Source organism: Rossellomorea aquimaris (genome assembly GCF_008180865.1).
Classification (GTDB): Bacteria; Bacillota; Bacilli; order Bacillales; family Bacillaceae_B; genus Rossellomorea; species Rossellomorea yichunensis.
Genome location: NZ_VTEX01000002.1, coordinates 159,892 through 184,203 on the forward strand (window position 1 = coordinate 159,892; position 24,312 = coordinate 184,203).

Annotated in this window: 21 protein-coding genes; 7 read left to right on the forward strand and 14 right to left on the reverse strand. The window is 42.6% G+C overall.

Features of this window, described 5'->3' with window-relative positions; genetic code table 11:
- Positions 1-95 precede the first annotated feature (95 nt).
- Entirely contained in the window at positions 96-605 is a 510-nt protein-coding gene (locus FZC88_RS08365) for a GNAT family N-acetyltransferase (RefSeq protein WP_148994427.1), read from the reverse strand.
- Between the two features lie 255 nt (positions 606-860).
- On the opposite strand from FZC88_RS08365, the gene FZC88_RS08370 reads away from it, so the two are divergent.
- The 3 genes from FZC88_RS08370 (at position 861) to FZC88_RS08380 (ending at position 4,058) form a co-directional block, all read left to right on the forward strand.
- The gene (locus FZC88_RS08370; RefSeq protein WP_148994428.1) at positions 861-1,244 is read left to right on the forward strand and encodes a GntR family transcriptional regulator; all 384 of its coding nucleotides are present in this window, start codon (positions 861-863) and stop codon (positions 1,242-1,244) included.
- A gap of 3 nt (positions 1,245-1,247) precedes the next feature.
- The gene (locus FZC88_RS08375; RefSeq protein WP_148994429.1) at positions 1,248-2,351 is read left to right on the forward strand and encodes a DUF1648 domain-containing protein; all 1,104 of its coding nucleotides are present in this window, start codon (positions 1,248-1,250) and stop codon (positions 2,349-2,351) included.
- Between the two features lie 288 nt (positions 2,352-2,639).
- Positions 2,640-4,058 (forward strand): alanine/glycine:cation symporter family protein, encoded by a 1,419-nt coding sequence (locus FZC88_RS08380; protein ID WP_148994430.1) that lies wholly within the window; start codon positions 2,640-2,642, stop codon positions 4,056-4,058.
- Between the two features lie 89 nt (positions 4,059-4,147).
- On the opposite strand, the gene FZC88_RS08385 is transcribed toward FZC88_RS08380, so the two are convergent.
- A complete protein-coding gene (locus FZC88_RS08385) occupies positions 4,148-4,363 on the reverse strand; it encodes a hypothetical protein (RefSeq protein WP_148994431.1) in 216 nt (71 codons plus the stop codon).
- Between the two features lie 464 nt (positions 4,364-4,827).
- Between FZC88_RS08385 and FZC88_RS08390 the strand changes: the two genes are divergently transcribed.
- The gene (locus FZC88_RS08390) at positions 4,828-5,697 is read left to right on the forward strand and encodes a DMT family transporter (RefSeq protein ID WP_148994432.1); all 870 of its coding nucleotides are present in this window, start codon (positions 4,828-4,830) and stop codon (positions 5,695-5,697) included.
- A 225-nt stretch (positions 5,698-5,922) separates the two neighbouring features.
- Here the strand turns inward: FZC88_RS08390 and FZC88_RS08395 are convergent, their stop codons facing one another.
- From FZC88_RS08395 to FZC88_RS08420, 6 genes are all read right to left on the reverse strand, one after another.
- On the reverse strand, positions 5,923-7,026 hold the full coding sequence (locus FZC88_RS08395) for a PLL family lectin (RefSeq protein WP_262371800.1): 1,104 nt from the start codon (positions 7,024-7,026) through the stop codon (positions 5,923-5,925).
- A gap of 229 nt (positions 7,027-7,255) precedes the next feature.
- Entirely contained in the window at positions 7,256-7,540 is a 285-nt protein-coding gene (locus FZC88_RS08400) for a thiamine-binding protein (RefSeq protein ID WP_148967989.1), read from the reverse strand.
- 67 nt (positions 7,541-7,607) lie between these two features.
- Positions 7,608-8,456 (reverse strand): cytochrome c oxidase assembly protein, encoded by an 849-nt coding sequence (locus FZC88_RS08405; protein ID WP_148994433.1) that lies wholly within the window; start codon positions 8,454-8,456, stop codon positions 7,608-7,610.
- Positions 8,446-8,922: a DUF2243 domain-containing protein gene (locus FZC88_RS08410; RefSeq protein WP_148994434.1), complete on the reverse strand. Its 477-nt coding sequence runs from the start codon at positions 8,920-8,922 to the stop codon at positions 8,446-8,448. Before FZC88_RS08410 ends, FZC88_RS08405 begins: the two co-directional genes overlap by 11 nt.
- Before the next feature lie 207 nt (positions 8,923-9,129).
- Complete coding sequence (hflX, locus tag FZC88_RS08415; protein ID WP_148994435.1) at positions 9,130-10,395, reverse strand: GTPase HflX; 1,266 nt, start codon at positions 10,393-10,395, stop codon at positions 9,130-9,132.
- Positions 10,396-10,866: 471 nt separating this feature from the next.
- A complete protein-coding gene (locus FZC88_RS08420) occupies positions 10,867-11,718 on the reverse strand; it encodes a CBO0543 family protein (RefSeq protein ID WP_187443551.1) in 852 nt (283 codons plus the stop codon).
- Between the two features lie 156 nt (positions 11,719-11,874).
- On the opposite strand from FZC88_RS08420, the gene FZC88_RS08425 reads away from it, so the two are divergent.
- On the forward strand, positions 11,875-12,894 hold the full coding sequence (locus FZC88_RS08425; RefSeq protein ID WP_148994437.1) for a DUF3231 family protein: 1,020 nt from the start codon (positions 11,875-11,877) through the stop codon (positions 12,892-12,894).
- Positions 12,895-13,006: 112 nt separating this feature from the next.
- Here FZC88_RS08425 and FZC88_RS08430 read toward each other — a convergent pair whose 3' ends face one another.
- Genes FZC88_RS08430 through FZC88_RS08445 form a run of 4 tightly spaced genes read right to left on the reverse strand, consistent with a single transcriptional unit; the run spans position 13,007 to position 16,011 of the window.
- Positions 13,007-13,942, reverse strand: coding sequence for a hypothetical protein (locus tag FZC88_RS08430; protein ID WP_148994438.1), 936 nt, complete (start codon positions 13,940-13,942; stop codon positions 13,007-13,009).
- Entirely contained in the window at positions 13,939-15,033 is a 1,095-nt protein-coding gene (locus FZC88_RS08435; protein WP_148994439.1) for an efflux RND transporter permease subunit, read from the reverse strand. Before FZC88_RS08435 ends, FZC88_RS08430 begins: the two co-directional genes overlap by 4 nt.
- A 1-nt stretch (position 15,034) precedes the next feature.
- Positions 15,035-15,484 carry a hypothetical protein gene (locus tag FZC88_RS08440; RefSeq protein WP_148994440.1) on the reverse strand — a complete coding sequence of 150 codons (450 nt, stop codon included), beginning with the start codon at positions 15,482-15,484 and terminating at the stop codon, positions 15,035-15,037.
- Entirely contained in the window at positions 15,481-16,011 is a 531-nt protein-coding gene (locus FZC88_RS08445) for a sigma-70 family RNA polymerase sigma factor (RefSeq protein WP_315635832.1), read from the reverse strand. Before FZC88_RS08445 ends, FZC88_RS08440 begins: the two co-directional genes overlap by 4 nt.
- 694 nt (positions 16,012-16,705) lie before the next feature.
- Here FZC88_RS08445 and FZC88_RS08450 point away from each other — a divergent pair.
- A complete protein-coding gene (locus tag FZC88_RS08450) occupies positions 16,706-17,131 on the forward strand; it encodes a hypothetical protein (RefSeq protein WP_148968207.1) in 426 nt (141 codons plus the stop codon).
- 44 nt (positions 17,132-17,175) lie between these two features.
- On the opposite strand, the gene FZC88_RS08455 is transcribed toward FZC88_RS08450, so the two are convergent.
- Complete coding sequence (locus tag FZC88_RS08455) at positions 17,176-20,502, reverse strand: GH36-type glycosyl hydrolase domain-containing protein (protein WP_148994441.1); 3,327 nt, start codon at positions 20,500-20,502, stop codon at positions 17,176-17,178.
- Positions 20,503-20,521: 19 nt separating this feature from the next.
- Positions 20,522-22,687 carry a beta-glucosidase BglX gene (bglX, locus tag FZC88_RS08460; protein ID WP_148994442.1) on the reverse strand — a complete coding sequence of 722 codons (2,166 nt, stop codon included), beginning with the start codon at positions 22,685-22,687 and terminating at the stop codon, positions 20,522-20,524.
- A 376-nt stretch (positions 22,688-23,063) separates the two neighbouring features.
- On the opposite strand from bglX, the gene FZC88_RS08465 reads away from it, so the two are divergent.
- Entirely contained in the window at positions 23,064-24,299 is a 1,236-nt protein-coding gene (locus tag FZC88_RS08465; RefSeq protein WP_148994443.1) for a sugar ABC transporter substrate-binding protein, read from the forward strand.
- Positions 24,300-24,312: the final 13 nt, after the last annotated feature.

The following is a 24,312-nucleotide window of genomic DNA, read 5'->3' on the forward strand; positions in this document are numbered from 1 at the left end:
GAGGGACGGACCTCTAATCGTTAAAAATCACCTGAATATGGATTGATTTGAGGATTTGAGGTCCGTCCCTCTAATTATTTTATTCTCACAAACTTCTAAATCTGTTTGTAGTAGATAATGGTTGCCTCTAATTCCCCAAAAGGTGAAGCTGCATAGTCGGGAATCCGGCCTCCCTGAACGAATCCAAGGGACGTATACAAATGATTAGAAGGTGCCCCTTCGACCGTATCCAGGATGAGCAAGGTCCGTCCCTCTTCTTTAGCTCTTTTCTCCGCTATTTCCATGAGGGACCGGACAATTCCTTTTTGGCGGAATTTCGGATGGACCATCATTTTTGCGATTTCGGCTCTGTTGGTACCGTTTTGTTTGGTGCATAGGTGAAGCTGCACGGTTCCTGCAATACTACCATCCACACAGGCTATATATAGAATCACATGAGGACTCAGTGCATGTCGCCAGAAGTCCCTCGCTGCTGAACGAGCCATTGGGGATAAAAAACCAATTGAAGCCCCGTCATCCACTACTTTCATCAAAAGATCAGAAAGTTCCTCAATGTGCTGCTCTATCGATGTCAATTCTACGATTTTTAGTCCTTGATTCTTCATGAACATTTTTCACTCCTTAGCATAACTTCCCGTCTTTATTAAAGTGGTCCAAGTTAGTTTTTGCAATCTATTTGTCAGTTGTGATGACAAGGTTTGGGTGTTGATTGCTTCCGTTCACTGAATTTTCTTTTTTATAATCAAATTATAACGAGCGTTCCTTCAATAATCTAACTTTTTCTGGAAAAATAGTTTTGTTCTACATAAACTAGAACAATTCTGTTATACTAAACATATAACAAACTAGGAGGTGAATCCTTGTTTATCCAAATAGAACCTCAATCAGATATACCGATATATTCTCAGGTCAAGAATGGGATCATGGAGGGAATTGTCCGCGGGGAATTAGTGCCAGGTGATATCCTCCCGTCCGTTCGCAGTCTTGCCGGTGACCTGGGTGTAAACATGCACACGGTGAATAAAAGCTATCATGAATTGGAAAGCAAGGGTGTGATCCGCATTGTTCCAAAGTCTGGGGCTGTTATTTGTCCGCCATCTGAGGGAGAAATCCCGCCATCCCGACTGGATCAGATATCAGAAGAATTGCGGCCGATTGTAGTGGAATCCATGGTATTCGGCATGAGTGAAAAAGAAATTCAAGAATTAGTTTCATCTATTATCCTAAAGGTTAAGGGGGAGTAATAAATGGAAATGGCGCTTTTATTCGTCACGGTGGGATTTTTGATGGTTCTGCAAATTACCATTCCTTTTATCGTAAAACGAACGGTGGTTTTTGGTGTAACGATACCTGTTGATGAAATACGGAACGAACAGTTGCTACATTACAAAAAACTCTACGCAATCTTAACATTTTTCATTTCAATTGGGGCATTGGCTCTCTATTTTATCTGGTCAAAAAACATTCCATCCACTGAAAATCACCTCATTTTAGCAGGCTTATTACTGCCTTTTGTCATCCTATTTATTTCGATGTCCCTTTATTTCTATTTTCATATGAAAGTGACAACACTGAAACGGGAAAAGCAATGGTTCAAGGATCGCAAACAGGTGAAAGTTTCAGAATTGAACTTAAGAACGAGAGATGAAATGCTACCCTGGATAGTATATGTAGTCCCCATGGTAATCACCGTTGGATTAATGGTGTTTACATTAGTGAATTACAATAATTTGCCGGACCAGATCCCTACTCACTGGGGACCCGATGGCAAACCGGATTCATTTACGACCAAAACCTATCTGTCTGCTTTGACCTTGCCACTTGTATTATTGGTGATGAATGCAATGTTCCTAGGGGTCAATGAACTCACAAGGAATTCCGGGATCAAGCTGAGTGCAGGGAATATAAAAGCATCACGTGTCCGACAGCTCCGTCTGCGCAAGTACACAAGCTGGCTGTTATTCTTCATCTCCATTCTGATAAGCATGCTCTTTACATTCCTGCAATTCACCACCCTGTATGAAAATAGCGTCAGCGACCTGCTGATCATCACCATGCCACTGGCCTTCTCTGCACTCGTCTTGATAGGGACGGTCCTTATGGCCATCAAGGTGGGGAAAAAGGATTCAGACTTGGACGTAGAAGTCATCGATGAAGGCACCGGCGATGTGATCAATGCAGATGACGATCAATACTGGAAAGGAGGGCTTTTCTATTTCAACCCTGAAGACCCCTCCATCTTCGTTGAAAAACGCTTCGGAGTAGGCTGGACCCTGAACTTCGCCAGACCTCTTGGATACCTCATTTTGGTGGGACCGCTGCTCGTGATAGTAATCATTACACTGATATAACTTTGAGGGACGGACCTCTCAAACTGAGCGATAAAGAAAAATCATCGTTCAGCCGAAGAGGGTCCGTCCCTTTTGTTACGCGATTTCCACCCTTCAATAATACTTGGGACGCACTTCCCTTGTGACCGTATCCGAGGTCCGTCCCTCCAACTACGCCTACTACTAAAAAAGGCTCAATCTCTGGAAATTCGACTTTTATTATGGACAGATTGTTCGGAATACTATATAAATAGTAGATGGAAACTCACAAAGAAAACGTTTACAACATGAGATGACAAGGAGGATTCTATGTTAGATGTGCTAGACAAGATTAATTCATTCTTATGGGGGACACCAAGTTTAGTACTGTTATTTGGGACAGGCCTTTTCTTGACGTTTATGCTTAGAGGGCTGCAGTTCCGAAAGCTATTGTATGCATTTAAACTTGCTTTTACAAAAGAAGAACCCTCTTCTTCTGCTGACAAATCTGAAGGAGATATCAGTAACTTCAAAACGTTGATGACTGCTTTGTCAGCGACCATCGGTAACGGAAACATTGCCGGGGTTGCTACGGCATTGACGATTGGTGGACCTGGAGCCATCTTCTGGATGTGGGTTGTCGGCCTTCTCGGAATGGCGACGAAATACGCAGAAGCGCTGCTTGCTATGAAGTACCGTGTGAAAAATAAAAACGGTGAATACTCCGGAGGACCAATGTATTACGTTGAAAAAGGTCTCGGAAGCAAGTGGAAATGGCTTGCTGTTGCCTTCGCTTTATTCGGTGCATTTGCTGCCCTTGGAATCGGAAACAGCGTACAGTCCAATACGATTGCAGACGTTATGACATCAAGCTTTCAAATTAACAATGTCGTAACAGGAATCGTTTTAGCAGTCCTGACAGGTTTGATCATCTTTGGAGGGATTCAGCGGATCAGTACCGTGGCGTCCTTCTTTGTACCGGTCATGGCATTCCTTTACATTGGCGGTTCATTGATCATCATCGTACTGAATTATGACATGATCATTCCGGCATTTGAAATGATTTTCTATTATGCGTTCAATCCTGTAGCTGCCGCTGGAGGTTTCACAGGAATCATTATCAGTGAAGCGATCCGAAGCGGGGTTTCACGTGGGATTTTCTCCAATGAAGCTGGTCTTGGTACGGCTGCATTGATTGCAGGTAACGCGAAAACCGATCATCCGGTTAAACAGGCACTTGTCGCTATGACGGGTACGTTCATTGTAACAATTGTCGTCTGTACGATGACTGGTCTGGTCCTGCTGATCACAGGCTTCTGGGATCCGACAGGCGGAGCAATATCGGGTGTCGAGCATGCGCCAAGTCTTGACGGCGGGGCACTGACGAGTGCGGCATTTGGACACGCCCTCGGTACTGTAGGGGAATACATCGTATCTTTCTCCGTCATCTTCTTCGGATTCTCGACGATCGTCGGCTGGTATATGTATGGAGAGAAATGCTTCGAGTATTTGACGAATTATCGCTTTGCTAACTCCTACAGACTCATATATATTTTAGCAACCGGACTTGGTGCCGTTGCTAACCTGGAGCTCGTTTGGGCATTCGCTGATATGTCTAACGCCTTGATGATGATTCCAAACCTGATTGCCCTTATTTTACTTTATAAGGTCATCGTTCGTGAAACGAATCATTACTTCAATGAGTACATGCCCATGATGAAAGCCCAACCAAGGAAGAAAGCCAGTTAAAAAGTAACCCGGTGTGATTTATGATCATGCCGGGATTTATATTTATAGTATGATTTCGTATTTACTGGAAGGCCGTGGATATGGGAAATTCATTTTAAGGGATTAGGTCCAAAACCTTTCCACTTTGTTTTTTTAAGGGTTAGAGGGAAAATGGGTTGACCTTCTTTTTCAACAAAATGGGTCGCCTCGTTTTCGTTTGAATGAAGGACCTCTTCTTCGTTTCCATCTAAATCAGTCAGATAGTATCTCCATTGCTTCGTCCTTTTTGTCTTTAACCAGGTGGCTGCATTCACTAACAGACCCATAACCTTTTTTAGATCCTCATTTTTTGCCTGCGTGATTTCATTTTCTTTTCTCCTTTCCAATTTAGTTATAGTAATTTGGACAAAAGCTTTGCCCATACCTTCATTTCAAAGAAAAAAATCTTCCCTATTTACACACTAAACCGTTCTGTTTTGAGGTAAGACTTTCTGAAAATATCCTATCTTTGAATTCTGAATTTAGAACATACTCAAATTCATTTGAGTTTAAAGGAGATACAATAGATGATGTCCTACTTACTCCGTTATTGTCCCCCGATTGTTGGTAACTCAAAATTAAGGGGTTTAAATAAGGAAAACTAAAGGAATTACCATTAATACCTTTATTAATCAACATATGTTTGTTCAAGAGCGTATAGAGGGTTGTTTGGTCATTAAATTTAAGTTATTAAGGTCACGCTAGGTTTGCTCAAAAATTCGCACCATAACTTTTCTTTAGGAGGCACACGATGAAATTTGCAGGTATAGGCTTAGTTATGCTGGCCGCTATATGCTGGGGTATTAGTGGTGGGATTGCCGATGTTTTAATGAACAAGGGCTGGAATCCTATTGTGATTTCACTTTACAGGGGGGTTGTTGGATTTATATGTTTTTTGGTGTGGTTTCTTCTTCGCTTTAGACAAAATCGGGGCATTTCTACCCGTTTATATTTATGGTCTTTATTTGCAGGTGTTGGTGTTGCTGGAAACTTCACTTTTTATTTTCTAAGTATCGAAGCCTCAAGCGTTGCGGTTGCCGCTACTTTAATGTACACCGCACCTGTGTTCGTCCTGTTAACCTCTTTCTTTTTACGAATAGAACATTCTACTTGGTTTAAATGGGGCTGTATTACCGGTGTTCTTTTGGGGATCATCCTGCTTACAGGTGCCTACAATACTGAATCGATTTCAGTGAGTTTTTTTGGGGTGGCAGCGGGACTTGCTGCTGGCCTTTCTTATGCTTTGTTTATATTCGGGTTTAAAAATGCCTCTTCTATCGGAAACCCACACACTACGCTAACCATTGCTTTTTTTTCATTTTGTCTTATCCTTTTTCTGTTTACGGACAAGGGTGAAGCAGCTGCTGTGTTGGCGTCAAGGGATATAGGATGGTTTTTACTGTTAGGGATCCTCGGGGCTGGACTGTCCTTTATATTGTATGTGACTGGAATTCGATTGACTACTCCGACAAATGCTTCGATGGTCGCTATGGTAGAGCCCGTGACAGCCTCCTTATTTGGCGTTTTGGTTATCGGGGATCACTTGACCCGCATTCAAATTCTTGGCATGGTGGTCATCCTTGTTACGATCACCGTCCTTAGTGTGAAGCAGTCCGACTGAGAAAGTTTATCTCCTTTAAACGAATTAATTTGATCCAAATTATTTTTGTGAAACGGAATTTTCTCAGTAAAAAAACAGTTCATAGGTATAAAATAAAAAGTGGAATGACCCATGATATAGAAATAAAACGTCCTGTGCCAATTCACAGGACGTTTTTTATGTCATTTATAGGTTATGCACTCCAAAAAAGAACGGATTATTTACACACAGGGATGATTCCACCTATCAAGCATACCACTTATGCCACATATGATCGTTTCTGCCTCTTACAAAGGCATCCACTCGGTTACGGCCCCATGACACGGCTCCCGGTGAAGAACGAACGCCTCCTCTTGGTGCTCCAAGGTCTTCCCAATTACTCCAGCGGGAACCATTCCACCATTTGTGCCACATATTGTTGTTGTCTCCACGAACAAAGGTATCGATCCGGTTCGGAGCCCATGATGATGCTGCGGGAGCGCCTTCGAATCCTCTAGGCGGTGAGCCCAGGTCCTCCCAGTTACTCCAGCGGGAACCATTCCACCACTTATGCCACATCCGGTCATTGTTTCCTCTTACAAAGCAATCGATTCGATTCGGCCCCCAGGATACAGCACCTGGTGAATCCCTCAAACCGCCTCTTGGAGCTCCGAGGTTTTCCCATTGGCTCCATCGGCTTCCGTCCCACCATTTATGCCAGAGATTGTTGTCATTCCCCTGCACGAAAACATCGAGGCGATTTGCTTGCCATGATGCAACCGTAGGATCTCCCTTGAACCCACGTGGTGGTCCTCCAAGGTCTTCCCATTCATTCCATCTCGATCCATCCCACCACTTATGCCAAAGTGTATCCCGATTCCCTCTGACAAACGTATCAATACGGTTCGGTCCCCATGACACGGCAGCCGGGGAACTCCTTAAACCTCTCCTTGGTGCACCGAGATCCTCCCAATTACTCCAGCGGGAACCGTTCCACCATTTGTGATACATTCTGTCATTCTCACCTCGTACAAATGTATCCAGCCTGTTAGCCTGCCAGGAAGAAACGGCAGGTGAACCCTTCATTCCCCGTGGCGGTGCCCCAAGGTCCTCCCATTCCCTCCAGTTTGCCCGCCAATCAAATGGATCTTCGTAGACAGGTTGTTCATAGAATCCTTTATAAGGATCATAATAGTTCAGCTGTTGTGGATAATAATTTAAATCACGTTGCTGCTCGTATGGTGGATAGAACTGTTGATAAGTATGTGGCAACAGACCATCTTCATAATGGTTTCTGACTTCTGGCCAATACGGATAGCATTCTTGTTGAACATCACACGGTATCACAGGATATCGTCGCGGAAAAAACATATGCATCCCTCCTCTGCATTTACTTTATGCAGGAGCCCAGATGAAGGAGCATGTACAATTCTTGTCAATGAATAACCTCTTCTTAAACTTCGAAAAGAATATAATGCCTTTAGAACTCAGTTACTGAAATAGATTCTAATGAAAGAAATATCCATTCTTCCCCATAAAAAATTTAGCACCTATAACATAGGTGCTAATAATCACACTCTTTATAATCGGAAGTGGGTTTTCAAACATCCTTCTTTTTGTCTGCGATTGATACTCCGTCCGTTTTATAATGCATTTTAATATTTGTGAAAACCTCGGTTGCCCCGTGTTGTATCCCTACTTCCTGGGTCTCTTTAATGACGCTCATAATTTTATCATAATCACCTTCGACCACCGTTTCCATCGGCCCCACTTCGTATGTTAAGCCTGATTCTTTTACCACTTCGATCATTTTTGGGATAACGCCATGTGTATCCACGTCTTTTCCGTTTGGCATGGTTTGAAATCCTACAGTTAATGTTGGCATCTGCATGCTCCTTTCTCTACATTTCTATATATTTACCTCCTCCAGAAGCAGATAAACATGTAGAGATTTATCGAGGCGTACTAGAACCCCTCCGTGTCCCCATAAAATTCTTACTGCCTTTACTTTTCCTTGTATTAGCTCTCGGCCGGGCTGCCTTATACCACTGATAACAGAAGATAATGATCAGGATCAAATCGATCATATCTCCGCCATAGTACATAATCATCCCACCACTCTCTGCCTGTTCACGCGGGACACCGGCTGGAGGATAGGCGTATATGTATTTCGACAAAATGCCATGACCGGTCAAGGCAAGGATCAATACAGTTCCTCTGTAAATATAACTGGTTCTATGTGGAGCGGGATCAATATATATCATGGAAATTGTGAATAGATATCCAGACAGAAAAACATGGATATGTATGAACAAATAAAGGAGAATGTATTGATGCATCTCTTCGTACACACTGGTTGAGTAAAGAACCCACAGGCCTCCAATATTGAGGATGACAGCGACAATGGGGTCACTGATAATGCCCATCATACGGCTTTTCAGTATTCGTGAAAGCCTCCTGGCCAAAGTGACAGGCAGGGTCCGCAGTACAAGTGTCACCGGTGCAGCGAGTACCATGAGTAGAGGGGCCAACATTCCAAGGAGCAAATGACCAAGCATATGGGAAATAAACTCCATATGTGCCCGCTGAACCAAGGGTCCTGATACTGCGCTTAAAGCACAGCAGACACCGACGATCCATAAGATTGTACGGGAAATTGGCCATTGTTTATGTTTGCGATTGGAAACGACCACAGCAAGCAGATACAGGACAAATATCACTGTAAATGGAATGGTTAGAAGAATCTGAGAAACCGAACCGATGCCTTGAGATGCTTGTGTAATAGAATGATCAGCGTGCATTGGCAACAGTCTCATTCTTTTTATATCCAGTATTTACAACCAATAAGAAACCTGCAAGAATCATAGCAGCCGCAATCACATTCCAGACAATATCATACACAATGACATTCTCTACATAGCGTATCTGATGAATTCCCATCAACTTATGCTGCACTGTCCCGTCATACAATTGAAATCCTCCTGCACCTAGCAAAATGCCTCCCCACCATCTCTTCATCCACAATACTTTTTTCCGGCGTAAATCAGCATACATAAATAACCCGCCGATTGTAGCAAACCAGCTAAATGCATGAAAAAAACCATCAGATACTAGCCCTATCGTTGTTGTGGACTTGTCATAAAAATGATGCCAATGAAGCAACTGATGGAATACTGTTTCATCAATAAATGCAACGATCCCCATCCCAAATAAGATACCGGACCATAGATTCCTTGTTGAAGACGTCTTTGTATAGGTGGCTTTCATAGTTACAGGACCCTCCTTTGTAAATTATTAGCCATTCTACCCCTTCCTTTATGGGGATAAACTTTTCTTAAATAGGTCTAAATGGTTCATGAGCCATTGAAAAACTCGCCTTCCCCCTTAGTTCCGAAAGACTTATCGGAAGGTACTTACTATAATATCAAAAATAAAAACAGGACCTTTCGACTAAAAAAGGTCCTGTTTTCCTATTTATTCTTGAATGACATACTGTTGATATTTTTCAAAATCACTTACCTTACACTCGATTGTCAATTTTGTCCCAGCTTCTTCATATTCTGTTTCCACTACATTCGCTTGTTCATTGAAATAAAAAATCAAATGGCCTTTATCGTAAGGAATAACCATCTGACACTTTTTGTAGTTTTTAAAAATATAACTCTTCACGACGTCCAGTAATTCGTCCATCCCGATTCTCTTTTTAGCCGATAAATAAATTCGATCCTTTTCGACTCTAGGAACCTCTCCTTCTACTAACTCTGATTTATTAAAGGCATAGATGACTGGAATGTCGCCCACTCCAATGCCTTCAAGGGTTTTATCAGTCACCTTCATCAATTTCTCGTAGTGGGGATCGGAATAATCAACCACGTGAATGATGAGATCAGCCTCCACCACTTCTTCAAGTGTTGAACGGAACGCTTTGACCAACTGATGGGGCAGTTTGTTAACGAATCCAACCGTGTCTGTCAGGAGAAATGCCTTTTTGTCCGGTAAGGTGATATTTCTCACCGATGTTTCAAGAGTCGCAAACAACATATCCTTTTCAAATACTTGTTTATTCTCGTTTGGATGGAATTTTTCTACGAAAGCATTCATAGTCGTAGACTTCCCTGCATTTGTGTATCCGACAAGGGATACGACCGGTATCTCACTCTTTCGACGCTGCTTACGCTGGGTACTTCGCAAGTCGACGAGGGAATCCAGCTCTTTATTCAACGCTGTGATTTTCTCTTCAATCTTACGTCGATCAAGCTCGAGCTTCGTTTCACCCGCACCACGGTTCGCGAGTCCTGAGCCGCCGCCTTGACGCCCCAGTGACTCACGGCGTCCTATAAGACGCGGGAGCATGTATTGCAATTGAGCTACCTCTACTTGAAGTTGCGCTTCCCGGGTTTTCGCACGTTCTGCGAAGATATCGAGAATCAACATCGTCCGGTCCATTACCCGAATATCGAGCTTCTCTTCCAGTACACGAATTTGCGAAGGAGACAGCTCATCATTCGAAATGAGCACCTCTGCTTCCCACTCTTCAATAAGTGGCAGGAGCTCCTCGATCTTCCCCTTACCAATATAATGAACATGATTCGGACGGGGCAGATTTTGAGTCAGTTCACCGACAACATCAATATGCCTCGCTTCTGCCAATCCATTTAACTCAAGCATCGAATATTCGAAGTCATTATTCTTATCCTTTGTATTAACGCCTATGGCGATTGCTTTTAAACGTTCTTCCATTACTTCGTCACTTCCTATCTTTTAGTGTGTACAGAAAAAAACACAGGCCTCTGCCTGTGCTTTTCGTAAATGGATTTGAATAAACCGGTGGCGCATGAAGAAGACCGCATTTTCCCCTGGCGTTTTCCCAAGAAAACACACAAAATGGCACCACTCGGTAAGTATTCAGTTCTATTTTTTCAAGAAGAAAAGAAAGAGGAGCCATTCAGCCGCTCTTTCCTTCATTCAACGTCAAATGAAGAATTCCTTTAAAAATAGTCAGACCGATCCCATTTACCCTGCACACAGGCAGAGCCTTTGAACATATTCAATTAAGCGTTCAAATTGCGGATGCGTAGTCTGATTAAAATCAAAAGGAAAACCTCCATTTCTCATAAATTATAATCATCTTACCACAAACAGCTGAGGATGGGAAGATATGGTTTGAGGGACGGACCTTCAATTAGCCAAATCCATATTGGAATTGCCTATTTAGAGGTCCGTCCCTCGCTTCATATATCTGAGAAGCCGCAGGTTCAGACAGGATAGAAGGAGGATGAGCGCAAATTGGGCAATGGAGAGTGAGATGTTCCAGTTGGTGGTGTGAAAGAGATCGAGCGCTGCTGCGCATTGTTGAATCACACTCAAGACCGCAATCCAAACAAGGTATCTCCATAGAGTGGGATCATTCGCTTGCCTGCTCAAAAAAATCAAAAGCGGGACACTTAATAATATCAACCGATAAAAGAAATCAAACGGATGTACGTCTTTCACAACATAATAATAAAGCTCATATCTCCCTTTCAATACCGCGTCTATAAACAAATTCATATATAAGATAAAGAATAGGCTTCCATACCACTCCAGAGGCGTCAAATGAAAGAACGTCTTCTTTATACCAAGTAATTTATCAACGAATCGAAAGTTATATAACAAGGTCATATATAAGATTGGATAAATAGGAACGGAGTATATCAGTCTCCAGCCACTGTACTGAAAGAAGGTAGAATAGTGAGCGGCCACAAACTCGTAACATAATGCAAATAGTGTCCACCCCAGTATGTACATCCCCTTGATGATTAAATTCTTCTTTGCGGGAAAAAAAGCTAAAAACAGGATATTAATCGCTGGGTAAATCCCAACCGCACCTACAAAATCAATCCAGTCCACCCCTGCTTCGAAATAGGAATATAACTTGAACATTCCACCCAAAATGGAATCTGCAAATAAAGCTAAATATATGGAAAACAAAGAAGTAACGTACATCTCGATGATCAGAAGCCTTTTTCTTACCATATAGACGAAACCATTCAGGACAAAAATTGTTATCCACATCAATAGCATATACATCATCCTAGCCATTCTTTAGATGTATTCATTATTCACTTAAATCATGGGAATACACTCTAAAAAACCATAAATATAAGAATCTCGATAAATAAATCTTTTAAGAAAAATCCATACTAATGATACATTTATTGAACAGAAGGAGACCTATCCATGTCACATCATCCCAAAACAAATTTAACCTCAGCCGAATTGGCCGCTCTTTGGTCTACATATCAAAGTGACACTTTGGCTCTGTGTGTATTTGAATATTTCCTTGCAAAAAATCAGGACCCTGATACGGCATCCATTCTCCGTTTATCTCAAGAAAAATCTGAGCAGCATATTGACTTCATCTCATCCATTTTCAAAGAGGAACATATCCCTATCCCTTTTGGATTTTCAAAGGAAAAGGACGTGTTCCCAGATGCCCCTGCCATTTATGGCGATACGTTTTTCTTAATGTATCTCCGGCAAATGGCGAAGGTTGGGATGATTACCTATAGCGGGGCCGTATCCCTTACTGTACGAGAAGACATCCTTGATTTCTTCCAACAGGCCCTTCGATTTTCCAGTGACCTCTACAAAAAAGCAACGGAGACAGGAAAGGAAAAAGGAGTTTTAATAAGGCCCCCATATATTGATTATCCTGAAAAAGTGGAATTTATTAAGGAAAAATCATATATGAGTTCCAGCCTGAATCCCTTTGTCAATAGACGGCCACTGAATGCCATTGAAATATCACATTTATTCCTTAACACGGAAACCAATTTACTCGGAAGCATGATTGCGACAAGCTTCGCACAAATGGCGCAATCAAAGGAAGTAAGAAAATTCATGTCCAGGACGCAGGAAATTGCACAAAAGCATCTCAATATATTTAGTGATGCTCTCATCAATAATGATATGCAGGCTCCCATGTCTTGGGATACCAATGTAAAAGCTTCAACTGTCCCTGCTTTCTCCGATAAACTGATGATGTTCCACACCACTCTGATAAGTAATGCCGGGATGGGGAACTATGGTACGGCTGCAGCGGCAAGTATGAGAGCTGACCTTGTATCAAATTATTTTAGACTCATACTGGAGGTGGCGGAATTAGGCAAAAGTGGTGCGGACATCTTGATCAATAACGGCTGGCTGGAAGAACCACCTCAATCTGCTGATCGAAAGAAGTTGGCGGAAGATAAGTGATGAGGTGAGGTCCGTCCCTCATCACGTTAACCTACTAAAGAAAAAAACTCCAAATCAACTCTTTTCCACTTGATTTACAAGCGGAATGATGGAAGATTTGGAGGTCCGTCCCTCAGTTCTTGATCGATACATTTACTTGATCGGAATGGGAAATGGTGATGGGGTGTTGTCCGCTTCCTAGTTTGAGGGTGGCGGATTTGTTCGGGATTCCTTCTTCGATTACGTCTTTATCGGATGCACTCACAGGTTCTGTCATTTGCCATTCTACTTCCTCACCTTGGATGTCTCCGACGTTATCGGCATTGATGGTCAGGTCTTCATTTGAGGCGAGAATCAGGTTGACCCGCGCAGAGGTTGATACTTCCCAGGAGCTCGAAAGGGTTCTAGGTTTTAATGTGACTTCATTGTAGTCACTCGAGATTTCGAGGGACTTGGATGCCGGGATAACGAGTGTCGCATCCATCTCCTGCCCTGATTGCATCCAGCCATTGTAGTCAGGAAGACTTTTTAATGTGATATAAAGTGTATCACCTTTCCTTGTCGTCATTAGATAATCTTCCGGATTCCCAAGTAATGGTTTCCCTTCAGTAAAGGAAGAACGATACGTACCAAACACACTCACTTCTTTATCCGTAACTGTTTCAACCGTTAACGGATGATGGCTTGAATCAACGACGATCCGTTTCACCTCATCACCTACCTGATAGTTAAACGAAGGAAGGTCTGCTGTTCTCATTTCAGAATCAAAGAACGTTTGCAACTCCCCTGTCAATCCTGTCGCCTGCAGAACCGTAAATCCGATTCCCACCGTTCCTATGACAGCCACAAATATTATACTAAGGAAATCATATTTTAATATTGGCTTCTCCTGCTTTGATAAGAATAAGTACACTAGGATTTCTGCCCCTAACACAATCAGCAGTACAGGCCACCAACCTGCCAGCACATAGGCTGAATCCCATTTTAACAGCTGTGAAAACAGGAGGAAAATTCCCAGGAACAAAAGGGATGCCCCCATTGAGATGGATCCGACTCGCCAAGTTCTCATTCTGATACCTCCTCTTTTGAATGGGCTTTTTTACTTCCGGACACCAATTTAATTCCCCCCCCTATAAGAAGGAGGCAAACAATTCCCGGCTGGATATAGCTATACATCACATGATACAAATCAATGCCATACGTCTCTAAAAACGGTAATGATAGGGGCATAAGGATGTTCGTAGCCAAGTAATAAACTCCAAGCAACATCAATCCAATTCCTACCCACTTCTGCTGATTGATTAAGTAAGACACAATCGGCGTATCTTCTAAAGGTTCCTTTCCGTGTTTAGAAGCACGTTGCAATCCATCAAAGAAGCTGTAGAACCAGATGATCGGAACTAAGAATAGAAAAATCCCTAACCGAAGTACGTCTAATATATAAATGGAGAATAAGAACACTGCCATAAGCTGAATGCCCCGTCGCTGATAACCAAGATACAAATGCCCCGCCCCCGGAAACATCGATAAAAATGTGGCGAATGCCTTACTCTTTCTCCCACCTTCATGCTGGGCTTCCAGGTCTTCCAATACTGACCGATCCGTCAACACTTCCCCAGCCTGTTTTTTATTCAGAAGTTGCATCGTATCGAAGAAATTGTATACCCATACGACAGGTAGAACGATCAAGAACACCATAAACTCCCCTCTCCCCGTCATCGCTGTTACAAAGAGAATCATCGCAGCTACTCCGAGGAACGTTGCCAAAAATGTGACACCACGGTTCATCAATCCCAGTTGAAAATGACCGAGCCCTGGTACCATGGATAGAATGATGGTATAGAAGCGTTCGGTGCTCAGCTGTCCAGAATCACTTTCTACCACCGGTTCTCTTGAAGCTTCATTCGCTTTCAACATTCTTGATGCCACAAGTGCCGTATTAACGATACTGATGAGATATAATAAGAACGCAAACCCAATGGTGATAAAAGCAAAACCATCCCAGTTCAACACTTGCGCTCCCACGAATGCAACGGGAAATGACGCCATCAATACGAGGATAAACAGGCCCCCTCTTAATACCTTACCTAAGTACATCAATCCCACACCGGGTATAAAAGCCAACAAAAACGCAATGATTGGATTCTTCTTTTTATCCATCTTACTCTGCCTCCTGTTCTTCAATTTTTTCTACTTCATCAAGTAAAGCCGTTGTTTTATTTAAGATATTTTCTGTAAAGGATGCCGACTGCTGACCTCTTTCAAATTCCGTCGTGACCTTCATAAGTTCACCAAAGATACCAGTCGCCATCAAAATCAACGTCATGGCCGTAGCCAGCACGTAATGAAACACCTTTTCCTCATACCAGAGTTTCTTCACTGGCTTCTTCACTGAATCCGGCTTAAACGGAATTCGCTCCATCACCTCATCTGTATAGAGGGACGGACCTTCAATGGAAGGAAGCTCGTCTTGAACCGATTCGATTGCTTCCATATAAAGACTCATGCATTGATCGCAGCCGTATAAATGCTCCTCGTATTCGGTTCGCTTATTATCTTTCATTTCATCTCTGGCGTAATTCTTCCACTCTTCCAATGCAATATGACTCATATGAAATCCTCCTCCTTCCAGTGCTTCCGCATCCAAAGCCTTGCCCGGTACAGCTTTGTTTCAATCGTCTTCACCTGCACATGCTGTTCATTTGCAAGCTGCTGATAGGACTTTTCTTTTATGTAGAATCCTTCAATCACTTCTCTGTAAGATTCGGGAACTTCTTCTAAATGCCTCAACACGAGCTGCTTTTGTTCTTTTTTTAATAATCGTCTTTCTACAGCATCCCGGGACTCTCTCTCAGGGAGGTCGTCGACCAGGTCCTCCTTCTGTCTTGCCTGTCTTCGCTTACAATCAATGGCATGGTTCACAGCGATTCTCGTCATCCATGTCTTGAACCCTTGATGCTCGTACTGGGGGAGAGAGGAATAAATCTTCATCCATGCTTCCTGTGATGCATCTTCCGCATCTTTCTGATTTCTCAGAACGCCGTAAATGCATTTAAAAACATACTGCTTATGCATTTCGATCAACATCCGAAACGCATGCTCACTGCCATTCATCGCCTTTTCAATTAGCGGATCCACCAACCTCTCTCCCCCTTTCTTGTGGTCTCATAGTAATAGACGAAAGAAAATGGTGATTCCCTACAGTTTTTTCGAAATTTTTTTGTTGGAGATGGTGCCCGTTACATTTGATTGGATTCTTAGCTGGTCATGGCTCGTAACTTCATGATTTGAGATTTCATCTTTAAATTCTGGATTTCGCCGTTATATTGAAAATATCGCCGTTAAAATCAGATTCGCCGTTATATCTGAAATTTCGCCGTTAAATGATTCTCTCATCGACTCAACAGGAGATTATATGAACCGGGTAGAAGCGGGTAGCGGATCGATATCTCCTCTTGAATGCACGTTCGCTGATATATTTGAAAATTCGCTGATAAAATTCGGATTTCGCTGATATATTGAAAATTCCGCTGATAAACTGGTCGATTTCGCTGATATAATGACAAGTTTCAGAATTTCGCTCCCTCTTACTAATCGAAGCAATACGAATTTTGTAGGTTATTCGTTGGTTCTCGATAAAAAGATCCAGCAACGCAACATTATCCAATTTATCTCGATTAAAATTGAAAAAAATCGCAATTTATATCAATCTCTCCACATCCCCCCTGCCACACCCATCCAGAAAATCACCCTTATTTACCACCTAACAAGAAATCCACATTCCTGATATACTCGTAAAGTACTTATCTTCATAAAAAAGGGAGTGGATATGATGAAAGAAGGAATTACCTTAATAGTGGAGATCATTAACAACCTCCACGACATGTTAATAAGAATAACGAGTGAGCTCGGTTTCACCCTTACGGATAAAGATCTGCACTTTTGGATTATGGGGATCATCGGTATCTCCGTGTTCTTTTTTGTATACATTGTGTCTAAGATTCTATCGAAGCTTAAGTTCGGGATCACGGCTCTGGCTTTCTTCTATACATTGACCTTCATGTTTGTGTTGGTCTTCGCAATTGAAATTCAGCAGGCAATCACAAACCGGGGGCAGATGGAGTTCATTGATGCCATCGTTGGTTTATGGGGATACATTGTGTTTTTCTTCATCTACATTGGTTTCGCAGCCATCATTCTACTAATTAAGTATTTCTATCAAAAGCTTTCCCGGAACAAAGAAGAGACCCTGTCATAAAAAAGAGCAAACGCCATATGCGCTTGCTCCCCAACTATTTCATCTTACATAAACACTTCAATTCCATTGGATTCCTCACTCAAAAGACCCTCAAGAACCTCTCGTTTAATCCTCATACCACCCATACGATATCGATTAGATACCTCTTCTGTCTCCACTTCTTCACCATTAACCACAACGCGGCCGCTCTCTTGCCCCATATGATAAGTGAATGTCACTGGACGATTCATAAATTTAAAATCAAATGTCAATCCGTCAAATTTCTCAGGTAAAACGGGATCTATGATCAAATCTTCTGCTTCTTGACGGATACCCAGGCAGTTGGATATTAATTGATTCATGTAGATTCCAGGTCCGCTTGAGTAGATTCTCCAGCCGCCTTTTACCGGTACGGTCCCTGCGCGCAGCTCGTTAAAGCGTTCTTGCGCCTCGTATCGAGTATTGAATTTACCGTCGGAGCTGCTGAAGTATGCGTTACTTTGTCTTCTTTCAGCGTTTGGAACGACTTCAGTCAACCCGACCGGATTGATGATTTCAAGTCCCTTCCACACTTCCTCCGTATTTCCGAGCTTCGCCATCGCTTCAACAAAGCGAATATGAGCGTGAACATATTGCAGACCGATTTCCCGGCCGAAATTGGCTGCTTGTTCTGCTCGTTTGAAATGTGTGCTTACTCCACCTTCATAGTTTGCAGGGCGGTTCATCAATCGGACTCCGTCTGGACAGTAGAGGTGTTCCTTCACCAATTTGTAGTGGGATTCTGCTTGTTCCCTTGTGAATAATTCAGAAATGATACTGCGGTTCATCGGCAGCAGTCGATACTCTATGCCCGTTTTCGTGTCCGTCGGGTGAAGCATTAATTCTGCATGTGCCGGATCTTCCATGTACACGAAGCCTGGTATCACATCATTTTGTAAAATATAGCGTTTGTAATCATTCTGTATTCCTGAAGCAAGTGCCTTGAATTCCGAAGCTTCTTCATCCCGTACTCCCTCAAGCACGTTAGATAATTGATTCAAGACCTGATAGGTAAGGGCTACTGTCCAGCTGCTCGCCATGAATTGTTTCAGCTGGGGGTTTGCCGGTTGAAGCGTATCATCCCAGTCCCCATCGCCGTATGACGAAAGGAATGTGTCATGCAAGAAATGCTCTTTAATGTAGGCGATTTCTTTATGAATATGGTGTAATAGCGTCGCCTTTCCTTCCGATAAATCAAAGCCATCCCGGGTCGAATAAGGGATTTCTTCCTCCAGAATACTGTAATCATTGGTTGCTGCTATATAGTCACCGACAACTTTTAACGGCCAAACGATGATATCTCCATGACTATCATCCTGCTGGATCTTGAAGTAACGGTCAAACATGAACCATTGCGGCCAATTACCGTTGTCTTCATATTGATGGGAATAGACGGTTTTGATGATATCTTTCACACTTTGGTAGTTGTGAGTGGCCATGAAGTACTCCGTCGGACCCTGGCAAACATCGCGGGTTCCCCATGCCGCTCCGCCGTATTGCTCCAGTCCATGTGGTACGGAGAAATGGACAAGCATATTGTGAGTGTACCACCACGATAAGGAGTTGACTTTGGCCAGTTCACTAGGAACCTCCCCATGTTGAGAAAGCTTGAACCCATTCATCACTTGATGATAGTACTCTCGATAGCGCTCAATTTCAACGGTCATATCCGACTTTTCGAATTCTCTATCTTCCCCGTGAAGAAGTCCTTGAATGGTCATGGTCCATTCTGATGTCGCGGTTAAGTCGAGTACACAAAGTGATGCACTTCCGGCTGGGAGGTTCTTACCCAATCTTTCCTCGTTCTCCACACTCATGTCAGCCCCATCTACCTTCATCTTGTAACATAGGTCAGGGTAAGTCTGGCTGCTTTCAGAGTGAGAATCAGCAGAAACGGCGAGAATATCACCATTTTTTTCAAGCTTATAAGGGACTTCATACTCATTGTTGTTCATTGTAATCTGATTGGAAACAAGATAACGGTACTGTTTTCCGTTCTCTGATCGTACGTTCAGTCGGACTTCAGGCGTATCGACCGTCGTATAATTTGTAATGATGATCGTGTCATCCTGCGTCTTGTAATACCAGCGTGCATAGTTGAAGCCTAATTCAAACATGGAAGGCATGGTTAATAAACGATACACTCCCTCAACCTCAACATAAATGCGCTGACCGGACGTTTTCATGACGTTCAAATGATTCCGGGTATTCGTTATCATCTTGTTAAACGATGTATTTCCAATCACGAGTTGGGAGTTGAATACTCCGTACATGAAGGATGTGGATGTGATGGTCCCTTCCTTCAGCTCATGATTTCCTCCAGACATGAGGATGTGTCCATGAGGGCGTTCAACCACCAATTCTTTTTCCTTTAACACGACATGTTCGTGAGTTTCTGTGAAGAAGGAAAGCAAACGGTCGCCATCCCATTCTTCCGTATGACGCTCAGTAAATAGACCATCAATTTCTTCTTTGGACATTTCTTCCGTTTGAAGGGGTTCGCCAATTTCAGGTGATAGAATCACCTTTTCGAGAGGAGCACTGAAACTCTCATTAAGCTGCTGTACTTCATTCCATGCATGTTCCACCTCTTGGTGATATTCTAATGTTGTGATCGCCTCAGAATGATTTTCTCTGAATAGACCGTAGAAGACAAAATGTTCTTGTCCTGATAATTGGACCTTCTCTGATTGCAGTGCCGTATATGCAAATTCATATTGATAGACTTCGTTTGCCAATGAAGGCTTGGTCAAGATTTCCGGTTGGTTTGTTTCCTTGTACGATAAGTCGAAAAATTGGAACCCGTCCGTCGAGTAGCCGACCGTCTTTCCGATAGATCCTTGCTGAATATACGGAAAGCCATTCGATTGTGGTTGATTTTGACGAGAGCAGACGACAAATCCTTTATCATCTTCAAATACTTTGTGATCCACGTATTGGGACATATAAGCTTCATTTGAGCGGACGCCGCCTTTATCTGCCAATCCTAAGTCCTGTCCATAAATGACATCGACCTCCGCGTCCTGCCCATCTACCATCACATCCCAGAACCAAACTCCTGTTTGTGTCAAAGTAAAGGTTACTTCGTATTGAAGAGTCTTATGGTTCCCTGACCACTTCACCTGTGTTTCTGAAAATCGCACCTCACTCGTTGATTGAACACCGATTAATGGGACAATCTCGATTTGGGATGATTCATAGATTCGTAGATAAAGATTGTTTAACGAGCCATCGATGGAATTCGTCAATAATTGGTTGATCATGGTAGATGCATGGTTTATTTCAAAAAGATCACCGCTATTTAAAAAGGTGAATTGAAGATCACCGGATGTAAGCTTATGTGTAGTATTCATTCTGTTCCCCTCATTTCGTCTATTTTACTAATGTAAAGGATTGCTCCATTGCTTCTTTGCTATTTGGACCTGCATAGGCAATAAATGTACCCGGGTCACTGTCAAACTGTAAATCTGAATGATGATAACGTAGCTGTGGTTCTGATAGGGTAAAGGTAACCAGCTTCTGCTCTCCCGGTTCCAGGACGATTTTTTGAAAGTCCTTAAGTTCCTTTAGTGGTCGGATCACTTCCCCGCTTACATCCCGCACATAAAGCTGAACGACTTCCTCGCCTCTCATGGATCCGCTGTTTGTTACGGTAACCGAAACGGTAATCGGCTGATTTGGTGTCATAACAGATTCAGTAATCGTCATGTCGCTATACGAAAATGAGGTATAACTTAAACCGAAACCAAACGGTAGAAGCGGATCATTCGGAATATCCAGGTATTGTGAAACATAACGGACCTGGGCATCCGGTGCTCCCTTTGGTCTTCCGGTATTGAAGTGATTATAGTAAACCGGTACCTGTCCTACACTATATGGGAAGGACATGGTCAGTCGTCCGGACGGATTTTCATCTCCGTATAAAAGGTCTGCCACCGCTGCCCCGCCTTCCGTTCCGGGGTACCAGGCTTCGAGGACCGCATCTACCTGGTCGATGACCCCATGTAAATCCAGTGGTCTACCATTAAATAGAATGGCCACCATCGGTTTATTTAATTTCTTCAATCGCGAAACAAGTTCCAGCTGGGCATCAGGTAGTTTAATATTCGCTCTACACCCTGCCTCCCCACTCATTTCAGAATCCTCCCCAAGTGCCAGAACGATGATATCTGCTCCTTCCGCCACTCTCTCTGCCTCAAGCAATTGCTCTTCAGAAACCGTTTCAATTTCAGATCCTTTAGCAATCGTTAGGTGAGAAGATTCCACTTTCATCTTCATTCCATCCATTAATGTCACGGCATCTTCTTTTGATCCTAACCATGACCAAGGTCCAAGGATGTCCTTGTTTTGAGCAAAAGGTCCAATAAGTGAAAATTTCTGGTTCCGTTTTAAAGGTAAAACGCTCTCATTTTTAAGTAGAACGCAAGACTTTGCTGCTAGTTTACGAGCTGCCACGCGGTGTTCAGAGTTTAACACCACTTCTTGTTCAAGCTTTTCATCTGCACCGCGGTAAGGATTCTCGAATAATCCTAACTTTTGTTTAAGCTCTAAAATGCGTAAAACGCCTTCGTCGATGATGGATTCATCTACTGCTTTTTCTTCCACCAGCGTTTTTAAATATTTCACATACGTCGAAGTCATCATTTCGATATCAACACCGGCTGTAATTGCTTTAAGGGCAGCTTCCTTCTCATCCTCTGCCACACCATGGGGAATCATTTCTTTCACTGCTCCCCAATCCGATATAAGAACTCCCTTGAATTCCATTTCTTCTCGAAGTATGGATCGCATAAGCTTTTTATTTCCTGTAGCCGGTATCCCAAACACCGTATTAAAAGCGGTCATGACCATTTCACAGCCTTCATCAAGAGCCGCTTTGTATGCCGGTAAATAGGTTTCTCTGAGTTCCCGCTCCGACATATCAACCGTGTTATAATCACGTCCGCCTTCAGCTGCACCATAGGCGGCAAAGTGTTTGACACAAGCTGCCACACGGTTATGGTCGTGAGTTAGATCCTTCCCTTGAAACCCTCTCACAAATGCTCTGGCAAATTGACTGTTTAAAAAGGAATCTTCACCTGTAGACTCCATCACTCTTCCCCAGCGAGGATCGCGAACGAGATCCACCATCGGGGCAAACGTCACATGGACTCCGGATACTGATGCTTCTTTTGCAGCAATTTCCGCACTCTTTTCCGCTAACTCCAGGTCCCATGAGCATCCGATCCCAAGAGGTACCGGGAAGATCGTTTTGAAACCGTGTACAATATCAGACATGACTAATAAAGGAATGCCCAGTCTGTTTTCTTCCATATGAGTGCGCTGAATGTTAATAACGTTCCTTGCACCAGAAGCTCCCAATACAGATCCACTATTTCGGACAACTTCCTCGTCGATCCCCATGTCGACCATCGGGCCGGTAATTTCACCTTGATCGCTTGCCCCTTTAAAAAAAGGAGTAGCAAGCTGGGTAAGCTGTGCAATTTTTTCATCCAATGTCATTTTGTCAAGTAATGCAGTCAGTTTATTTTCATTCATAAGTAGAACCTCCAATTGGTTTTTTCATTTTGGTTCTTTCAAATTATTGAAACGTTTCGATTAACAATTGAAGAAAAGTATAAAGGTAAATGGTTGGTCAGTCAACTATATAATCTAACTCTACCACCCTTCTAAAAACCTTGTTATAACAACAAATTACATAAGGTATATATAGGTATAATATGGAATGAAACTTAAAATTCTAGTATTTTTCAGAAAAGTGTTGAAAGCGGATACACCTTTGATTATAATATAGTCATCGAAACGTTTCAATAACACCTGGTAAGATATTTTCCATAACAGGAAATTAACTCTTACCACCTCTGATTCAATTTTTTTAATAGGGTTTCAAACTAATAGAAATGGAGATGAAGGTATGAATAAGAAAATTTGGTCTTTCTTTATGATTTGTGTACTTGCGCTATCTACTGTATTAGCAGGCTGCGGCGGTGGAAGCGATTCTGAAGATGGGAAGAAAACCATCACTGTCTGGGCAATGGGTGAAGAAGGTAAGAAGCTTAGTAAGCTTGCTGAAGAATTTGAAAAAGAAAACACAGATATGAAAGTAAAGGTACAAGCGATTCCTTGGGAAACAGCTCATGACAAACTATTAACAGCTGTTGCTTCAAAAAATGGACCTGACGTTCTTCAACTGGGTACAACCTGGGTTCCGGAGTTTGCAGACGCAGGAGCGTTGCTTGATTTAACTCCATATTTAGAAGATTACCCGGATTTCAAACCTGAGAACTATTTCGCAGGTTCTGCGGACTCTATGACCTATGATGATCAAGTGGTCGGGATTCCTTGGTATATCGATACTCGTGTCTTATACTACCGAACTGACCTGTTAAAAGAAGCAGGATACGATCAAGCACCTGCTACTTGGGATGAAATGAAAGATGCAGCGACGAAGTTAAACGACAGAGGCGATGATGTTTACGGTCTTGATATCGACCGCAACGACCAAATCACACCGTTTATCTTTGCTTGGCAAAATGGGTATGAATTTGAAGGTAAAGATAAGATGAATTTCGATAGTCCTGAATTTAAAGAAGCGATAGAATACTATACAAGCTACTTTAAGGAAGGAATCAGCCCTACTACTGAAGGAATGGATATTGTCCAAGCGTTTAAAGATGGCGTGAAACCGATGTTCTTCAGTGGTCCATGGATGATCAATATCATTAATGACCAGGCTCCGGATCTTAAGGATAAATGGTCAGTGGCCGTTATGCCGAAGAAAGAAAAGAATACATCAAGCATGGGTGGAGCAAACTTCTCTATCTTCCATAATTCAGAGAATGTAGACGAGTCCCTTAAATTCATCTCTTATGTGAATGAAGTGGATACACAAATGGAATGGCTGGAAATGTCCAATACTCTTCCATCAAGAAAAGAAGCATGGGAAGAGCCTAAATTAAAAGACGATCCACTATTATCCGTGTTCGGGGAACAGCTGAAATCTACTAAAGCTTCTCCACAAATCAAAGAGTTTGAAAAGATCGCACAAGAATTCCTTTCAACAATTGAGAGAGTAACCGTTGGCGACGCTGACTTAGACAAAGAATTAGAACAATTTAATAAAAAAGCACAGGAAATGGTAGAAGAGTAAATCGAGTCATTCA

Bases quoted from the DNA above. Each gene is read 5' to 3' on its own strand.
- FZC88_RS08365 (WP_148994427.1), bottom strand. From the start codon at position 605: ATGAAGAATCAAGGACTAAAAATCGTAGAATTGACATCGATAGAGCAG.
- FZC88_RS08375 (WP_148994429.1), top strand. From the start codon at position 1,248: ATGGAAATGGCGCTTTTATTCGTCACGGTGGGATTTTTGATGGTTCTG.
- FZC88_RS08380 (WP_148994430.1), top strand. From the start codon at position 2,640: ATGTTAGATGTGCTAGACAAGATTAATTCATTCTTATGGGGGACACCA.
- FZC88_RS08385 (WP_148994431.1), bottom strand. From the start codon at position 4,363: ATGGGTCTGTTAGTGAATGCAGCCACCTGGTTAAAGACAAAAAGGACG.
- FZC88_RS08390 (WP_148994432.1), top strand. From the start codon at position 4,828: ATGAAATTTGCAGGTATAGGCTTAGTTATGCTGGCCGCTATATGCTGG.
- FZC88_RS08395 (WP_262371800.1), bottom strand. From the start codon at position 7,026: ATGTTTTTTCCGCGACGATATCCTGTGATACCGTGTGATGTTCAACAA.
- FZC88_RS08400 (WP_148967989.1), bottom strand. From the start codon at position 7,540: ATGCCAACATTAACTGTAGGATTTCAAACCATGCCAAACGGAAAAGAC.
- FZC88_RS08405 (WP_148994433.1), bottom strand. From the start codon at position 8,456: ATGCACGCTGATCATTCTATTACACAAGCATCTCAAGGCATCGGTTCG.
- FZC88_RS08410 (WP_148994434.1), bottom strand. From the start codon at position 8,922: ATGAAAGCCACCTATACAAAGACGTCTTCAACAAGGAATCTATGGTCC.
- hflX (WP_148994435.1), bottom strand. From the start codon at position 10,395: ATGGAAGAACGTTTAAAAGCAATCGCCATAGGCGTTAATACAAAGGAT.
- FZC88_RS08420 (WP_187443551.1), bottom strand. From the start codon at position 11,718: ATGCTATTGATGTGGATAACAATTTTTGTCCTGAATGGTTTCGTCTAT.
- FZC88_RS08425 (WP_148994437.1), top strand. From the start codon at position 11,875: ATGTCACATCATCCCAAAACAAATTTAACCTCAGCCGAATTGGCCGCT.
- FZC88_RS08430 (WP_148994438.1), bottom strand. From the start codon at position 13,942: ATGAGAACTTGGCGAGTCGGATCCATCTCAATGGGGGCATCCCTTTTG.
- FZC88_RS08435 (WP_148994439.1), bottom strand. From the start codon at position 15,033: ATGGATAAAAAGAAGAATCCAATCATTGCGTTTTTGTTGGCTTTTATA.
- FZC88_RS08440 (WP_148994440.1), bottom strand. From the start codon at position 15,484: ATGAGTCATATTGCATTGGAAGAGTGGAAGAATTACGCCAGAGATGAA.
- FZC88_RS08450 (WP_148968207.1), top strand. From the start codon at position 16,706: ATGAAAGAAGGAATTACCTTAATAGTGGAGATCATTAACAACCTCCAC.
- FZC88_RS08455 (WP_148994441.1), bottom strand. From the start codon at position 20,502: ATGAATACTACACATAAGCTTACATCCGGTGATCTTCAATTCACCTTT.
- bglX (WP_148994442.1), bottom strand. From the start codon at position 22,687: ATGAATGAAAATAAACTGACTGCATTACTTGACAAAATGACATTGGAT.
- FZC88_RS08465 (WP_148994443.1), top strand. From the start codon at position 23,064: ATGAATAAGAAAATTTGGTCTTTCTTTATGATTTGTGTACTTGCGCTA.